Here is a 16,488-nt window from a genome sequence, read left to right on the forward strand (position 1 = left end):
CTCACGACCTCTCATTAACTATTTCTATTATTTTATTTAGCAATTCTTTCAATCGTTCTTCATTATGTTCTAAATACAAATAACCAAGTACCGCTTCTATAGCTGAACTCTTACGGTAAGTTTGAATGTCTGTATTTTTAGCCTTAGTATAACTTTTAGCATTACGCCCTCTTTTTAATATATCCAGTTCTTCTTCAGTAAACCAATCTTCATCAATAAGCGTTTCAAGTGTTTGTGCTTGGCTTTTAGCTGAGACATATTGTTTTGAAACTTGATGTAATCGGTTAGGTTTACTGCGTAATTTGAGCACGATATATTCACGAACATGCTGATCTAAAACGGCATCACCCATATAAGCTAATGTTAAAGGATTAAGTAATTTCGTATTCATATTATCCACGTTTAAATCTAACACCTTGAGGAGTATCTTCTAAAATAATATTCTTCTCTTTTAAATGGTCTCTAATTTCATCAGCACGTGCGAAATCTTTATTTTTTCTAGCTTCATTACGCTCTTCAATTAATTTTTCAATGTCTTCATCTAATAAATCATCTTGTTGTTTTCCTTTTAATGGTACACCTAATACATCACTAAATATTTGATAAACTTCTTTAAATCTATGAATAACTTGAGTTGAAGTAACATTTTCTAATACATATCGATTGGCTAATTTCGCTAAATCATACCAAACTGTTACAGCATTAGCTGTATTAAAGTCATCATCCATCACTGATTCAAAATTTGCTAAGATATCATTAATTTGGTCGATATATTCTTCTTGATTTTCAATATCAGTAGCTATTGCTTCTCTTTCTTCAATTAATTGATAACTATTTCTAATACGTTCTAGACCACTTTTAGCTGCACTTACAAGTTCTAAATTATAGTTAATTGGACTACGATAATGCACACTAATCATGAAGAAACGTAAGACATCCGGATCAATTTCTTTTATAATATCGTGCACTAAAATAAAGTTACCTAAAGATTTACTCATTTTTTCATTGTCGATATTTATAAAGCCATTATGCATCCAATAATTAGCAAATGGTGCATGGTTGTGTGCTTCTGATTGTGCAATTTCATTTTCATGGTGAGGGAATTGTAGATCTGAGCCTCCTGCATGAATATCGATTGTTGGTCCAAGCTCGTGAAATGCCATTACTGAACATTCAATATGCCATCCAGGACGACCTTCGCCAAAAGGACTTTCCCAACTAATTTCGCCAGGTTTCGCCTTTTTCCATAAAGTAAAGTCTAGTGCATCTTCTTTTTGGTCTCCTGTTTCGATACGAGCACCTACTTTTAAGTCATCAATCGATTGATGACTTAACTTACCATAATCTTTAAATTGACGTGTTCTGAAATAAACATCTCCGTTACTTTCATAAGCATAGCCTTCATCCACTAATTTCTTGATGAAATCTATAATTTCATCCATGTGATTCATTACTCTTGGATTTGATGTAGCTTTTTTAACGTTAAGCGCACCAACATCTTCATAAAATGCTTTTATATATTTATCTGCAATTTCTGGAACACTTTCGTTAAGTTCTTTTGAACGATTAATTAGTTTGTCATCCACATCAGTAAAGTTTGATACATATATTACTTCATAGCCTTTATATTCAAAATATCTACGTACGACATCATAGTTGATTGCAGGTCTTGCATTACCAATATGAATATAGTTGTATACTGTAGGCCCACAAACATACATTTTTACCTTACCTGGTTCTATAGGTTCAAAAGTCTCTTTTTGACGCGTTAACGTATTATATAATGTAATCATCTTGAATCTCCCCGTTTCTAGTTTTTTCAAGTTGTCTTTCTAAGTGTTTAATTTGTTCATATAATGGATCTGGTAAATTTCGATGATCAAATGTTTTACCAATGCGTTTACCATCTTGTTTAACAATATGACCCGGTATTCCTACTACTGTTGAGTAGCTTGGTACTGATTGTAATACCACTGAATTAGCACCTATATTTACATTAGAGCTAATTTGAATATTACCTAACACTTTTGAGCCGGCTGCAATTAACACGTTGTCACCAATATCTGGGTGTCTCTTTCCTTTTTCTTTACCAGTACCACCTAAAGTAACACCTTGATATATTGTCACGTTATCACCAATAGTACATGTTTCCCCTATAACCACTCCCATGCCATGGTCAATAAATAATCGTTTTCCTATTTTAGCGCCTGGATGTATTTCTATACCTGTAAAAAACCTTGAGATTTGAGATATTGCTCTTGCAGCTACATAGCGTTGTTTATTATATAATTTATGTGCAATTAAATGACTCCATACCGCATGTAGACCTGCATAAGTTGTAACGACTTCAATAGTTGATCGTGCTGCTGGATCCTGTTCAAATACCATTTTTATATCGTCTCTCATTCTTTTTAACAAAACATTCTCCCCCTTAGCCTTATTAGACTATCAACTAAAATTATTTAATAAAAAAGCACCTCTAACAATAATTGCTAGAGGCGCAAAAGCACGGTTCCACTCTTCATTTAGTAAATCACAATTCAATTAACTCAACATTTGATTTACTCTCATTTAATCCATATTTGAATTTATTTTATAGATCAAAGGTGCATTCATTAAATTCCATGATGTGCTCGCAGCAACCGCACACTCTCTGAATCATGTACTACTTAATTACTAATCCTTTGATTAACTCACTTATTACTTTTAATATTATGTGGTAAATTGTAATTTTTCAAGTGTGAATTTTAATTCAACTTTAATTTCACTTTTTAAATATACTGTTTCAAACGAGATAATACTTTATCTTTACCAAGTACTTCAATTGTATTTGGTAATTCAGGACCATGCATTTGACCAGTTACAGCTACACGAATTGGCATAAATAATTGTTTACCTTTTATACCAGTTTCTTTTTGAACTTCTTTAATTGTTTTTTTAATTTCTGTAGCTTCAAATGGTTCAAGTGCTTCTAATTTACCATATAAATGAGTCATTAATTCAGGAACTTGTTCTCCATTAATCACTTCTTGTTCTTCTTCTCCAAATTCTGGCATTTCTTTAAAGAACATTTCTGAAAGTGGTACGATTTCTCCTGCATAACTCATTTCTTTTTGATATAAAGCGACAAGCTTACGTCCCCAATCTAAATCTTCTTCAGATGGATTTTCTGGGATTAAGTTAGCTTTGATTAAATGTGGTAAAGCTAATTCAAATACTGTTTCAGTATCTTTTTGTTTCATATATTGGTTGTTTACCCAAGCTAATTTTTGTTTATCAAAGAATGCTGGTGATTTAGATAAACGTTTTTCATCAAAGATTTTAATGAATTCTTCTTTAGAATAAATTTCTTCTTCGCCTTCAGGTGACCATCCTAATAAAGTAATGAAGTTAAATAAAGCTTCTGGTAAATAACCTAAATCACGATATTGCTCGATAAATTGTAAAATTTGGCCATCACGTTTACTTAATTTTTTACGCTCTTCATTAACAATAAGTGACATATGAGCAAATCTTGGTGCTTCCCATCCAAATGCTTCATAAATCATTAATTGTTTAGGTGTGTTTGAAACATGATCGTCACCACGAATAACATCAGTGATTTCCATAAAGTGATCATCAATTGCTACTGCAAAGTTATATGTTGGTACACCGTCTTTTTTAACGATTACCCAGTCACCCATATTATTTGAATCAAATGAAATTTCACCTTTAACCATATCGTTAAATGCGTACGTTTTGTCTTTAGGTACACGGAATCTAATTGATGGTTGGCGTCCTTCCGCTTCAAATTGTTGGCGTTGTTCTTCAGTTAAGTGAGCATGTTGGCCACCATATCTTGGCATTTCACCACGCGCAATTTGAGCTTCGCGTTCTTCTTCTAATTCTTCTTCAGTCATATAACATTTATAAGCTTTATCTTCATCTAATAATTGTTTGATAAGTGGATTATAGATGTCTGCACGTTCAGATTGACGATAAGGTCCATAACCTTTATCTTTATCTACTGATTCATCCCAGTCTAATCCTAACCATTTTAAATTATCGAATTGTGAAGATTCTCCATCCTCTAAGTTACGTTTTTTATCAGTATCTTCAATTCGTACTACAAAATCGCCATCATAATGTTTAGCAAATAAATAGTTAAATAAAGCAGTACGTGCATTACCAATATGCAAGTAACCTGTTGGACTTGGTGCGTATCTTACTCTTACGCGTTCACTCATTTTATCCACTCCTGTAGTTTAAATTATTAATGTTTTATTGGTGTATACCAATTTTATTCAACTTTTTATTGAATAAGTAACGAATGATTATGTTTATACAGTAAACAATAGTCTGATAATGATTGACTTTGTCATTTACCTTCTAATTTATTAATCATTAATCTCACAAATTGTGTCAAAAATTATTGTAGCACTTCTCAGCTACTTTGATAAGTTACTCGCATTTATTTTTCAAGTAATATATTTCCAGATTATATGAAAATGCCTGCTTAAATTAAATTCATTTAATCAGTTGGTGTTTCATTTAAATTTTTAGCGAATACAATACGTCCGGAAGAAGTTTGTAGTAAACTTATAACTTCTAAATCCACGTGTTGTCCAATCAATTTTTTAGCATTATCGACAACAACCATTGTTCCATCATCTAGATAGCCGACACCCTGACCCGGCTCTTTACCCATTTTAGTTAATAAAATATTCAAATGATCTCCTTGGTGTACATTAGGTTTAATTGCCTCTGAAAGATCATTAACATTCAATGCACTAATTCCATGTACGTGACATACTTTATTAAGATTAAAGTCCGTCGTAATAATATGCGCATGATGTTGTTTTGCTAATTTAATTAATAACATATCAATATCACTATGTGATTTGGTTGGGTTAATGACACGTGTTGGATATTCTAAATCATAAATCTGATTGAGCTTATCCAAACCACGTTGTCCTTTTTCTCGCTTTACACTATCATTAGCATCCGCTATAATTTGCAATTCGTTAATTACACCTTGTGGAATAAGTACTTCTCCATCCATGAACCCACATTTCATAATATCGATAACTCTGCCGTCAATAATAGCACTTGTATCAATTATTTTTGGAACTGCTTTAAAAGAATGTTGAGACATTGAGCGTGAAATATTTTCCGGTAAGAACATCAACATCTCGTCTCTCTTTTTCAAACCAAATTGGAAGCCAAAATAACATAAAATCATCGTAATAATAATTGGTATAAAATGATTTAAAATGGAATTACCAATCAATTCCAAGATAAATGAAATCATAACGGATATTAAAAGTCCGATAATTAAACCAATAGTTGCAAACAAAATCTCTACTGCGCTTCTCTTCATTACTGTATGTTCTAATTCTTTAAAAGCGTATGTAATATGTTTAATAAAGAAACCAAAAACAATAAAAAATACAACAATGCCAATTAATCCGTCTATATAATAGTTAGTGAGTATAGGATAATTACTTAAGCCTAAATCTTTTATAACTTCTGGTATTATAATGATGCCTAATGTTGCACCTACTACCATATAAATAACGATTACAATTAATCTTAATGGATTCATTTTTTACCTCCTTTCATTTAAATGATTTATGAATTAAATGCATACTTTAATGCGTCATGAACTGATGATACACCGACAACTTTTATATCCTCAGGGAATGTCCAACCACCAATATTAGTTTGTGGAATAATCACCCTTTTAAATCCTAATTTTGCAGCTTCTTGAACACGCTGTTCAATTCTTGCTACTCGTCTTACTTCACCAGTCAAACCAACTTCGCCAATAAAACAATCTAAGCCGTCTACTGCTTTATCTTTAAAACTAGATGCAGTAGCAACTATAATACTAAGATCAACTGCTGGTTCAGTTAATTTCACTCCTCCAGCTACTTTAATATATGCATCTTGTTGCTGTAGTAGATAATTTTCTTTTTTCTCTAACACTGCCATTAATAAGCTCAAGCGATTGTGGTCAATGCCTGTAGCCATTCGACGTGGGTTGTTGAATGTTGTAGGTGTTACTAAAGCCTGAACTTCAATAAGTAAAGGTCTTGTTCCTTCCATAGTCGATACTATTGTTGACCCTGGAACATTAGTAGAACGTTCTTCTAAAAACATTTCGGAAGGATTCATAACTCCTTTTAACCCGCTTTGTTTCATTTCAAAAATACCCATCTCATTAGTTGAACCAAAACGGTTTTTAACGGCTCTTAATATTCTATAGGCATGGTGTTCATCACCTTCGAAATAAAGCACTGTATCAACCATGTGTTCGAGTAATCTAGGTCCAGCTATTTGCCCCTCTTTAGTAACATGACCAACAATAAATGTCGCGATATTCATTTGTTTAGCGATATTCATTAAGCTTTGTGTACTCTCTCTTACTTGAGAGACAGAACCAGGTGCGGAACTAATTTCTGGGTGATAAATTGTTTGTATTGAGTCAACGACTAATAAATCTGGATTAATATCTTTAACTGTCTGATAGATTACTTCTAGATCTGTTTCAGCCAACACTTGTAACTTGCTTGAGTCTTCTTCTAAGCGATCTGCACGAAGTTTTGTTTGATTAATTGATTCCTCACCTGTAATGTATAAAACATTTTTAGATTGAGAGAGAGAAGCACAAATTTGTAAAAGTAATGTTGACTTCCCAATACCTGGGTCACCGCCTATTAAGACAAGCGATCCATTTACAATGCCTCCACCAAGTACACGGTTAAACTCTTTTGATTCTGTAAGCACTCGTGGTGTAGATTCATGTTTAATACTGTCCAGTGTTTGTACTTTTCCTGCAGTTTCTTTGGATTTAACACCATGTTTTGGATTGGCGGCTTTTTCAACTATTTCTTCCATTTGGTTCCATGCACCACAGTTAGGGCATTTCCCCATCCATTTTGGAGATTGATAGCCACATGCCATACATTCAAATATTATTTTTTTCTTGGCCAAATTCGCACCCCCGTTTTATTTAAGAACAAATCTATTTTAAACTGACAAATTCATAATGACAAATTAAATGTTAATACTTTAATTAATTATTTAAAATTATTCAAAATCACTATGATTATGTCAATTTTTGTATTGTATTAATTGTTCAATACTTGTTTGTTACCAATACATACTAATTATTTCAAAAGTCTTTGATATCATCGTCTATTATTATGGCACATCTTGATAGAGTATTCATTTATTTTTTATAATGATTCTAATTTAACATTACTAAATAAAGAGGCAGGGACATTTTAGTCCCTACCTCTTTATTAATAATCAATCTATAAGTTGATTACGCTTCTGTAGAAGCTTTATCTTCTTTTTTATCTTGAATATCATATTTAAATTCTTCACCATCATGATCAACAGTTACATTCTTACCTTCTAATTGATTACCGTCTAATATTAATTCACTTAGGTTATCTTCAACTGTCTTCTGAATTGCGCGGATAAGTGGTCTTGCACCATATTCTGGGTCATATCCTTCTTCAGCAATTTTTTCTTTAGCTTTTTCAGTTACTTCAATATTTATATTTTGTTCTGATAAGCGTAGTGTTAATTTATTAACCATCATAGTTACGATTTCTTTAAGTTCATCTTTAGATAATTTATGGAAAACAATAATGTCATCCACACGGTTTAAGAATTCTGGACGGAATGCATTTTTAAGTTCTTTCATCATTGTTTTACGTATTGATTCATAATCTTGACCATCATTGGCACCACCAAAACCTGCGAAACGTTGATCTTGTAATTCTTGAGCGCCAACATTTGAAGTCATAATAATCACTGTATTACGAAAGTCAACTTGACGTCCTTTAGTATCAGTTAAATGACCATCATCTAATACTTGTAGCAAGATATTAAATACGTCTGGATGTGCTTTTTCAATTTCATCGAATAGTATAACTGAATAAGGTTTACGTCTAACTTTTTCAGTTAATTGGCCACCGTCATCATGGCCTACATAGCCAGGAGGGGCACCAACTAAACGACTGACAGCGTGTTTTTCCATAAATTCACTCATATCAACACGAATCATTGCATCATCTTCGCCAAACATAGATTCAGCTAAAGCACGAGCTAGTTCTGTTTTACCTACGCCTGTAGGACCTAAGAATATAAAGCTACCAATTGGACGTTTAGGATCTTTTAATCCTGCTCTTGCACGTCTTACCGCTTTACTAATAGAAGTCACAGCATCTTTTTGACCAATAACTCGATGATGTAATGTGTCTTCTAAGTTAAGTAAGCGATCTGATTCAGTTTCATTAATTCTTGTTAACGGAATACCTGTCCAACCCGCAATAACTTCTGCAATATCTTCTTCAGATAATGATGTACTTACGCCATCTTGTGCGTTTTTCCATTCATTTTTAGCTTCTTCAAACTGTTTTTCTAATTTAGTTTGTTTATCTCTAAGATTTGCCGCGTTTTCAAATTCTTGAGCGTGAACGGCTGCGTCTTTTTCATTTTTAACTTTTTCAATTTGTTGTTCAATTTCTTTTAAGTTATTAGGTGTTGTATGACTTTTTAGTCTTACTTTTGAGCTTGCTTCGTCAATTAAATCAATTGCTTTATCAGGTAAAAATCTATCTGATACATAACGATGACTTAATTTAGCTGCCGCTTCTAAAGCTTCATCTGAAATGTTAATACGATGATGGGCTTCATAACGGTCACGAAGTCCTTTTAAAATTGCAACAGTATCTTCAACTGAAGGTTCATCAACTTGTATAGGTTGGAAACGACGTTCTAATGCTGCGTCTTTTTCAATATTTTTGCGATATTCGTCTAAAGTAGTCGCACCAATGCATTGTAATTCTCCACGAGCTAAAGCAGGTTTTAGAATATTAGAAGCATCTATGGCACCTTCAGCTCCACCAGCACCGACTAATGTGTGCAATTCATCAATAAATAGAATAACATTGCCTGCTTGATGAATTTCTTCCATTACTTTTTTCAAACGTTCTTCGAATTCGCCACGATATTTAGTTCCAGCTACAACTGTTCCCATATCTAAAGACATGACACGTTTGTTTTTCAATGTTTCTGGTACTTCATTATTTACAATTGCTTGCGCTAATCCTTCAGCAATCGCTGTTTTACCTACACCAGGTTCACCAATTAATACTGGGTTGTTTTTAGTACGACGACTAAGTACTTCTATAACACGTGTGATTTCTTTATCACGTCCTACTACAGGATCTAATGTTCCATCTTTAGCAATGACTGTTAAATCACGTGCTAAACCATCTAAAGTTGGTGTGTTATTAGATTTATTTGCTTGAGCATTTTTATTACTCATTTCTGGACTACCTAAAGCTTTAACGACTTGAGCACGTGCTTTTGTAATATTTAAATCGAGATTTGCAAATACACGTGCAGCTACGCCTTCGTTTTCTCTAATTAAACCAAGTAGTATATGTTCTGTTCCTACGAAATTATGATGTAATTTTCGTGCTTCATCCATTGATAATTCAATAACTTTTTTAGCTCTAGGCGTATAGTGAAGTGTCGCCATTGGTTCTTGACCGTGTCCAATAAGTTTTTCTACTTCTTCTACTACTCTGTCCTCTGTAATATTAAAACTTTCTAATACTTTTGCTGCAATGCCTTCAGGTTCTTTCATTAAACCTAGTAAAAGATGTTCTGTTCCAATATTTGAATGATTCAATCGAATTGCTTCTTCTTGTGCATGTGCTAACACACGCTGCGCACGTTCTGTTAATCTACCAAATAGCATATAATGTGTTACCTCCTATTTTATATGTTCTCTCAAAATATTAGCTCTTTTTTCATTGACTGGTGTTTCATCTTCTTCATCAAATAAAAATGGAGTTTGAATGCCTACCATTAATTCATTAAATTTAAAATTATCAAGTTTAATATAATTTAAATCTATACCTAATTTAACTTCACTCAACCGGTATGATGCTTCTTCCATAGAAATAAGTCTGCTATTTTGAAGTATTCCTAGCGAACGATAAACTCTATCTAACGTTTCTAATTGCTTATGCTCATCTAATCTTTCCCGAATTTGAAGCTCTTCATTTATAATCTGATTAATAACTTCTGTTAAGTTTTCAATAATTTCTTCTTCTGTTTTCCCCAATGTTAATTGGTTTGAAACCTGATAAATATGACCATATACTTGTGATCCTTCACCATAAATACCTCGAATTGTAAATCCAAATCTATTTATAGTTTGAGAAATGCCTGTCATTCTTTTCATAATTGAAAGACCTGGTAAGTGCAACATCACGCTTGCTCTCATCCCAGTACCTATATTAGTAGGACAAGTAGTTAAATAACCTAAATGTTCATCATAACTAATATCAAGTTTTTGATCTATTGTATCATCAAGTGCTGAGGCTTCTTTGTACAATCTTTCCAATGATAAATCAGTACCTAATGCTTGAATTCTTATATGGTCTTCTTCATTTATCATTACACTGATAGATTCATCATCATTTAACATGACAGCTGCTGCCGGTTGTTTAATTAATTCTGGACTTACTAAATGTTTAGCTACTAACTTCATTTTATTTTGTTGGTCCATCACATCTAGTCTTTTTAAAGTCATATTAGGTAAAGCATCTTGTACTTCATTAATAACTCTGAATCCATCTTGTTCTGTTGGGAACATAAGGGGGTGAACGTGATTTTCTAGATTTCTAGCTAAACGAATTCTTGATGAAATCACAACCGGTGCTTCCTTTGCTGTTTTCATCCATTTACTTACATTTGGCTCTAAGTCACTCATCATGTTGCACCTCGCCCTCTTCACGTAGCGCTTTAATTTCATCACGTATAATGGCTGCTTGTTCAAAATCTTGTTCATCTATTAACTTTTGTAAATATTGATTTTTTTCTTCGATTTTCTTTTTAAGTGCAAGTTTATGATAAGAAGACTGAGGTACTTTTCCAACATGTTCAAATTGACCACCTTGCACACGTCTAACAATGTCTAAAATGTCATCTTTAAAAGTTGCATAACAATCTGAACAACCGAATTTACCTACATGTGCAATATCTTTTAATGTCATCTGACAAGTTGGACATCGCTTTTCTTCTTTAAATGCCATTTCGTGAAAATTAATACCATGCTTAGTAGCTAAATGTTGTAATATTTGTTTTACAACAAATGCTTCTTCGATATCATCTTGATGATATGATGATTGTTCTTGATGTGTCCATGGATTATCACCTTGTGCACAAGTACTACATACCCATTTTTCTTGCACACCATCTTTACTTTTAACAGTTAATTTAACTTCAGCCTCATTTAAATGGCAATTTTCGCAAAGCAAAAAGCAACACCTCAATTCTCCTAATAATAATTGATAACTGGTAAAATTCTTTTGAGAATATTAGCTCTAATAATATCACGAGATACAATATCCATTTTCAGAGTTTCTCGATCAATTGCTGCAATAATCATTTTAGCTTCTCTTTCATTAACTAGTCCTTTATCTAACAACCCATCTATTAAATAGAGTGCTTGTTGTTGAGATATGGATGGACCTATTAACTGAAGTAAATGATTAATATAACCTGTCTCATCTTTGTTTTCAATTTTTGTGATTCGGATGTAACCACCGCCACCACGTTTACTTTCTATTTCGTAACCATGCTCATTTGTGAATCGTGTTTTAATAACATAGTTTAATTGAGAAGGGACACAATCGAAACGTTGAGCTATGTTTGCTCTTTGAATTTCAACCACGTCTTCATTGGTTTCTTCAAATAAATGTTTAATGTATTGTTCTATGATGTCGGACATATTATGCATGATTATCACCTCTTTTTTGACCTTCTTTGACTATATTATATGACCAACTTTGACCATTTTCAATTATTTTGACTTTAAATTTTTAAAATTTATGATGTTAGCGTTTCTATTTTATTGTATGATAGACAATAGAATAAATTAAAGGAATGAAAAAACACATGCATATTCTCATTGGGATTATTGGAATCATTTTCTTCTTAGCACTCGCGTACTTATTTAGTTCAGATAGAAAGAATATTCGATGGCAATATGTTGGATTATTGCTAGTTATTCAATTAATTTTTGCGTTTATTTTACTTAAAACTAATATTGGTATTTCAGTCATTGGTGCTATATCTAATGGATTTGGTTATTTATTGTCAAAAGCAGCTGAAGGAGTTAATTTTGTTTTTGGTGGCTTTAAATATATTGACCCTAAAAACCCACCATTTTTCTTTAACGTTTTATTACCAATTGTATTTATTTCAGCATTAATTGGTATCTTGCAGTATACAAGAATTTTACCTCTTATTATTAATGTCTTAGGTTTTCTTATTTCAAAAATTAATGGTATGGGTAGATTAGAATCTTACAATGCTGTAGCAGCAGCAATTTTAGGTCAATCAGAAGTGTTTATCTCATTAAAACAACAATTACCTTACATACCTAAACAACGTTTATATACATTAACGGCATCAGCAATGTCTACAGTATCAGCTTCAATTATTGGTGCTTACTTTACATTGATTGAACCAAAATACGTTGTAACAGCTGTTGTATTAAATTTATTTGGTGGCTTCATTATTGCATCTATCATTAATCCATATAAAGTTAATGAAGAAGATGATAAATTATTAGTTGCTGAAAGTGAAACAAAAAATCAATCTTTCTTTGAAATGCTTGGAGAGTATATCTTAGACGGATTTAAAGTTGCAGTAATAGTTGGTGCAATGTTAATTGGATATATCGCAATTATCGCATTACTAAATGGTTTAGTGAGCGGCGGCTTTAGTTTAGCAAGTGGTGGCGCAATCAAATGGGATTTCCAAACTTTAATTGGATTTGTATTTGCTCCGTTTGCATTTTTAGCAGGTGTTCCATGGAACGATGCAGTTCAATCAGGTTCTGTGATGGCTACTAAACTATTATCAAATGAATTTGTGGCAATGCAAGCACTTGGTAAATTAAATGGGATTTCTGAACATGCTAAAGGTGTTACTTCAGTATTCTTAGTATCATTTGCAAACTTTAGTTCAATTGGAATTATTTCAGGTGCTATTAAATCTCTTAATGATAAAAAAGGTGATGTTGTTGCAAGATTCGGATTAAAATTATTATTCGGTGCAACTCTTGTATCATTCATTTCAGCAGCAATTGCTGGATTCTTCATCTAATAATAAATAAAAGGCAATGCATACATTGGAGTTTGTAACCAATCCAATCATGCATTGCCTTATTTTTATTTTTGAATCATATGATTAATAAAATAATCAGTTACTCGGTAATCATCTGTTAATTCTGGATGGAAAGAAACTCCTAAATATTTATCTTGCTTTACAGCGACAATTTTGTCGCCTACTTCGCTTAAGATTTCAACATTATCTCCAACTTTTGCTATATGAGGTGCTCTAATAAATACGCCTTCAATATCAGTAGCTATACCTTTTATTTCTAATTCGGATTCAAAACTATCTACCTGTCTTCCAAATGAATTACGTTCAACAGTAATATCCAACTTATTTAAATATCCAGTTTCTCCTTCAACATCACTGGCTAATACTATTAGCCCTGCACATGTACCAAACATAGGTAATTCTGATTGTTGTAACTTTTCTTTAAAACCATATAAATCCATTAATCTTCTCAATGTTGTTGACTCGCCACCAGGTAATATTAAGCCATCAATATCATCTAACTGTTCTACTTTTTTGATTGCAATACCTTCATGACCACTTAACTCTATATGTCGAATATGTTCTCGAACTGCTCCTTGCAGTGCTAATACACCTATTTTCATATACTACCAACCACGCTCTTGCATACGTTCTTCTAAAGAAATTTGATTAATATCTAAACCTTTCATAGCTGTACCTAATTCTGCTGCTAGTTTACCGATAAGTTCATAGTCTTGATAATGAGTAGTAGCTTGAACGATAGCTTTAGCAAATTTTTCCGGATCTTCAGATTTAAAAATACCTGATCCAACAAATACTCCATCTGCGCCTAATTCCATCATTAAGGCAGCATCTTGAGGAGTAGCAACACCACCAGCTGCAAAGTTTACGACTGGTAATCTACCATGATCTTTAATTTGTTTTAATACTTCGTATGGTGCACCAATATCTTTGGCAAAAGTCATGATTTCGTCATCATTCATTACAGTCAAACGACTTACTTCAGCATTCACTCTTCTCATATGTCTAACTGCTTCTACTATATTACCTGTACCAGGCTCTCCTTTAGTACGTAACATAGCTGCTCCTTCGCCAATACGACGAGCTGCTTCGCCCAGATTACGACAACCACAAACGAAAGGTACAGTGAATTGATCTTTACGTAAATGGTATTCTTCATCTGCTGGAGTTAATACTTCTGATTCATCTATATAGTCCACTCCCATTGCTTCTAAAACGCGCGCCTCTGTAATATGACCAATTCGTGCTTTAGCCATTACTGGGATTGATACTGCATTCATTACTTCTTCAACAATTTTAGGATTAGCACTACGAGCAACGCCACCCGCCGCTCTAATATCAGAAGGTACTCTTTCTAAAGCCATTACTGCTACAGCACCAGCTTCTTCAGCAATTTTCGCTTGTTCAGCATTAACTACGTCCATAATGACGCCGCCTTTTTGCATTTCAGCCATACCACGTTTAACTCTTTCAGATCCAACTATTTTAGACATACAATCTACCCCTTTACTTCTTGATTAAATTTATTGTAAAGGATAAACTGATATTTAAAAAGGTTCAATTTATACATAATAAAGGCGGTCAGTTTAATGAGACATTCTAATTCATTATATTTAGATTTATATGAAAAACTGAAAAAACAAATAATAGAAGGACAATATCAATCCAACGATAGATTTCCCTCTAAACGACAATTAAGCGAACATTTATCTTTAAGTAACACAACGATTGAGCATGCCTATCAATTACTACTAGATGAAGGATTTATATACTCTAAACCGAGATCTGGATACTATGTATCTGATATTGAATCATTACCGGTTCTTCCTAACCCCTATGTAACAATTTCAAATGAACAAATTGATGGAATTGATTTAAATGTAGAACATAATGATTATGATTATTCTTTTAATTTATCAGAAATTGATGCAGAACATTTCCCATCTCATTTATTCCGGAAATACGCTAAAGAAGTATTTGAAGATCATAACTTAGATTTTTTACAAAGAGGTAATAAACAAGGGGAATTCGAGTTAAGACAACAAATTGCACATTACTTATTCACTAGTAGAGGTGTTACTGCACACCCTCAACAAATTGTTATTGGTTCTTCTACTGAACAATTATTAAATATGCTAACTGATATACTTGAATCTTCATCATTTATTATTGAAAAGCCAAGTTATCCACCTATTAAACAAGTTCTAGATAAAAAGAAATTTAAATATTTACAAGTACCAGTCGAAAAAAGCGGCATACAAACTAAACCCATTTTTTCTTCGAATTATAACGTACTTTATATTACTCCATCACATCAATTTCCAACAGGACACGTTATGAATTTGAAAAAAAGAACACAGCTTATCAATTGGGCTCAACATCAAACTAACAGATATATTATTGAAGATGATTATGATTCAGAGTTTAGATATTTTGGAAAGCCAATACCCGCATTACAAAGTCTAGATTCACAAGATAAAATTATTTACATCAGTACATTCTCTAAATCAATTTACCCAAGCTGTAGAATAGCGTATATAGTATTACCTCCTAAAATATTAGATTTATACCACCAATATGATTATAGTGAAGCAAACACTGCTCCAGTACATATACAAAGAATTATCGCTCAATTCATGAGCAGTGGAAGTTTTGAACGTCATTTAAATAAAATGAGGAAAATTTATAAAGAAAAATTAACGTATATTTTAAATGCACTTTCCCCATATGAAGAACAACTAAAAGTTGATGGTGCTTTAACTGGTATGCATTTTACATTAACAGTTTTAAATGGATTAAGTATGGAAGAATGCATAGATCGTGCTAAACATCACTCATTAAAATTAACACCATATCAATTCGATGATGATGTAAAAATAAAACCAAAGTTTATTATAGGTTTTGGAGGAATTCCAAAAGAACAATTAAATTCACATACAGAAGCCCTTATTAATTCGTTAATTATAAAGTAACACTTCTTTTTATTTAAAAAGTTAGTGTTACTTATGCAATTGACTTTAGTCTATTGTATTCATAATTAACTTTACAAAAACATTCCTTAATATATTAGTTGCATATTCTAAAAATGATTTCATCATCCAAAAATATTGTATTAAAAAACTGGACAGATAAAATTTGAATTTTCATCCGTTCAGTTTTTTTTTAAATAGATAAATTAAGACATAAAAAAAAGACCTTACGGTCTCAATGCGGCTCATCGCATCCTATCATTTGCCTGGCATATATAGTTGTACTTAATAGCTAAAGCTATTAAGTAAGTAA

At 32.5% G+C, this 16,488-nt stretch carries 14 protein-coding genes; 2 read left to right on the forward strand and 12 right to left on the reverse strand.

Going from position 1 to position 16,488, the window contains the following annotated elements:
• Nucleotide 1: 1 nt before the first annotated feature.
• The 10 genes from LFT63_RS11240 to LFT63_RS11285 all read right to left on the reverse strand — a co-directional run bounded on the left by LFT63_RS11240 (nucleotide 2) and on the right by LFT63_RS11285 (nucleotide 11,812).
• On the reverse strand, nucleotides 2–391 hold the full coding sequence (locus tag LFT63_RS11240; protein WP_029056346.1) for a Mini-ribonuclease 3: 390 nt from the start codon (nucleotides 389–391) through the stop codon (nucleotides 2–4).
• 1 nt (nucleotide 392) lies between these two features.
• Nucleotides 393–1,793, reverse strand: a complete 1,401-nt coding sequence (gene cysS, locus LFT63_RS11245) for a cysteine--tRNA ligase (protein ID WP_340769222.1) — start codon at nucleotides 1,791–1,793, stop codon at nucleotides 393–395.
• Nucleotides 1,777–2,406 (reverse strand): serine O-acetyltransferase, encoded by a 630-nt coding sequence (gene cysE, locus LFT63_RS11250; RefSeq protein ID WP_176745279.1) that lies wholly within the window; start codon nucleotides 2,404–2,406, stop codon nucleotides 1,777–1,779. Before cysE ends, cysS begins: the two co-directional genes overlap by 17 nt.
• 365 nt (nucleotides 2,407–2,771) lie before the next feature.
• On the reverse strand, nucleotides 2,772–4,226 hold the full coding sequence (gltX, locus tag LFT63_RS11255; RefSeq protein ID WP_017638460.1) for a glutamate--tRNA ligase: 1,455 nt from the start codon (nucleotides 4,224–4,226) through the stop codon (nucleotides 2,772–2,774).
• Nucleotides 4,227–4,510: 284 nt separating this feature from the next.
• Entirely contained in the window at nucleotides 4,511–5,584 is a 1,074-nt protein-coding gene (locus LFT63_RS11260; protein WP_108000043.1) for a PIN/TRAM domain-containing protein, read from the reverse strand.
• A gap of 26 nt (nucleotides 5,585–5,610) precedes the next feature.
• Nucleotides 5,611–6,975, reverse strand: a complete 1,365-nt coding sequence (gene radA, locus LFT63_RS11265; RefSeq protein ID WP_029056343.1) for a DNA repair protein RadA — start codon at nucleotides 6,973–6,975, stop codon at nucleotides 5,611–5,613.
• Nucleotides 6,976–7,309: 334 nt separating this feature from the next.
• A complete protein-coding gene (locus LFT63_RS11270) occupies nucleotides 7,310–9,763 on the reverse strand; it encodes an ATP-dependent Clp protease ATP-binding subunit (RefSeq protein WP_029056342.1) in 2,454 nt (817 codons plus the stop codon).
• A 15-nt stretch (nucleotides 9,764–9,778) separates the two neighbouring features.
• Entirely contained in the window at nucleotides 9,779–10,783 is a 1,005-nt protein-coding gene (locus LFT63_RS11275) for a protein arginine kinase (RefSeq protein WP_037555779.1), read from the reverse strand.
• Nucleotides 10,776–11,330: a UvrB/UvrC motif-containing protein gene (locus LFT63_RS11280; protein WP_029056340.1), complete on the reverse strand. Its 555-nt coding sequence runs from the start codon at nucleotides 11,328–11,330 to the stop codon at nucleotides 10,776–10,778. Before LFT63_RS11280 ends, LFT63_RS11275 begins: the two co-directional genes overlap by 8 nt.
• 20 nt (nucleotides 11,331–11,350) lie before the next feature.
• Nucleotides 11,351–11,812: a CtsR family transcriptional regulator gene (locus LFT63_RS11285; protein WP_002451197.1), complete on the reverse strand. Its 462-nt coding sequence runs from the start codon at nucleotides 11,810–11,812 to the stop codon at nucleotides 11,351–11,353.
• A 158-nt stretch (nucleotides 11,813–11,970) separates the two neighbouring features.
• On the opposite strand from LFT63_RS11285, the gene LFT63_RS11290 reads away from it, so the two are divergent.
• Nucleotides 11,971–13,185, forward strand: coding sequence for a NupC/NupG family nucleoside CNT transporter (locus LFT63_RS11290; RefSeq protein ID WP_017638466.1), 1,215 nt, complete (start codon nucleotides 11,971–11,973; stop codon nucleotides 13,183–13,185).
• 65 nt (nucleotides 13,186–13,250) lie between these two features.
• On the opposite strand, the gene pdxT is transcribed toward LFT63_RS11290, so the two are convergent.
• Together pdxT and pdxS are read right to left on the reverse strand one after the other, a co-directional pair.
• Entirely contained in the window at nucleotides 13,251–13,808 is a 558-nt protein-coding gene (gene pdxT / locus LFT63_RS11295) for a pyridoxal 5'-phosphate synthase glutaminase subunit PdxT (protein ID WP_017638467.1), read from the reverse strand.
• A gap of 3 nt (nucleotides 13,809–13,811) precedes the next feature.
• On the reverse strand, nucleotides 13,812–14,699 hold the full coding sequence (gene pdxS / locus LFT63_RS11300; protein ID WP_017638468.1) for a pyridoxal 5'-phosphate synthase lyase subunit PdxS: 888 nt from the start codon (nucleotides 14,697–14,699) through the stop codon (nucleotides 13,812–13,814).
• 96 nt (nucleotides 14,700–14,795) lie between these two features.
• On the opposite strand from pdxS, the gene pdxR reads away from it, so the two are divergent.
• Nucleotides 14,796–16,178, forward strand: coding sequence for a MocR-like pyridoxine biosynthesis transcription factor PdxR (gene pdxR / locus LFT63_RS11305; RefSeq protein WP_017638469.1), 1,383 nt, complete (start codon nucleotides 14,796–14,798; stop codon nucleotides 16,176–16,178).
• The last annotated feature ends 310 nt before the right edge of the window (nucleotides 16,179–16,488 follow it).

Origin of the sequence: Staphylococcus sp. FSL H8-0121 (genome assembly GCF_038008425.1) — a bacterium.
Classification (GTDB): Bacteria; Bacillota; Bacilli; order Staphylococcales; family Staphylococcaceae; genus Staphylococcus; species Staphylococcus pasteuri.

Coding starts and splice junctions, on each gene's coding strand:
- LFT63_RS11290 (WP_017638466.1), top strand. CDS start 11,971: ATGCATATTCTCATTGGGATTATTGGAATCATTTTCTTCTTAGCACTC.
- pdxT (WP_017638467.1), bottom strand. CDS start 13,808: ATGAAAATAGGTGTATTAGCACTGCAAGGAGCAGTTCGAGAACATATT.
- pdxR (WP_017638469.1), top strand. CDS start 14,796: ATGAGACATTCTAATTCATTATATTTAGATTTATATGAAAAACTGAAA.
- cysS (WP_340769222.1), bottom strand. CDS start 1,793: ATGATTACATTATATAATACGTTAACGCGTCAAAAAGAGACTTTTGAA.
- LFT63_RS11240 (WP_029056346.1), bottom strand. CDS start 391: ATGAATACGAAATTACTTAATCCTTTAACATTAGCTTATATGGGTGAT.
- LFT63_RS11285 (WP_002451197.1), bottom strand. CDS start 11,812: ATGCATAATATGTCCGACATCATAGAACAATACATTAAACATTTATTT.
- LFT63_RS11275 (WP_037555779.1), bottom strand. CDS start 10,783: ATGAGTGACTTAGAGCCAAATGTAAGTAAATGGATGAAAACAGCAAAG.
- LFT63_RS11270 (WP_029056342.1), bottom strand. CDS start 9,763: ATGCTATTTGGTAGATTAACAGAACGTGCGCAGCGTGTGTTAGCACAT.
- LFT63_RS11260 (WP_108000043.1), bottom strand. CDS start 5,584: ATGAATCCATTAAGATTAATTGTAATCGTTATTTATATGGTAGTAGGT.
- gltX (WP_017638460.1), bottom strand. CDS start 4,226: ATGAGTGAACGCGTAAGAGTAAGATACGCACCAAGTCCAACAGGTTAC.
- pdxS (WP_017638468.1), bottom strand. CDS start 14,699: ATGTCTAAAATAGTTGGATCTGAAAGAGTTAAACGTGGTATGGCTGAA.
- cysE (WP_176745279.1), bottom strand. CDS start 2,406: ATGAGAGACGATATAAAAATGGTATTTGAACAGGATCCAGCAGCACGA.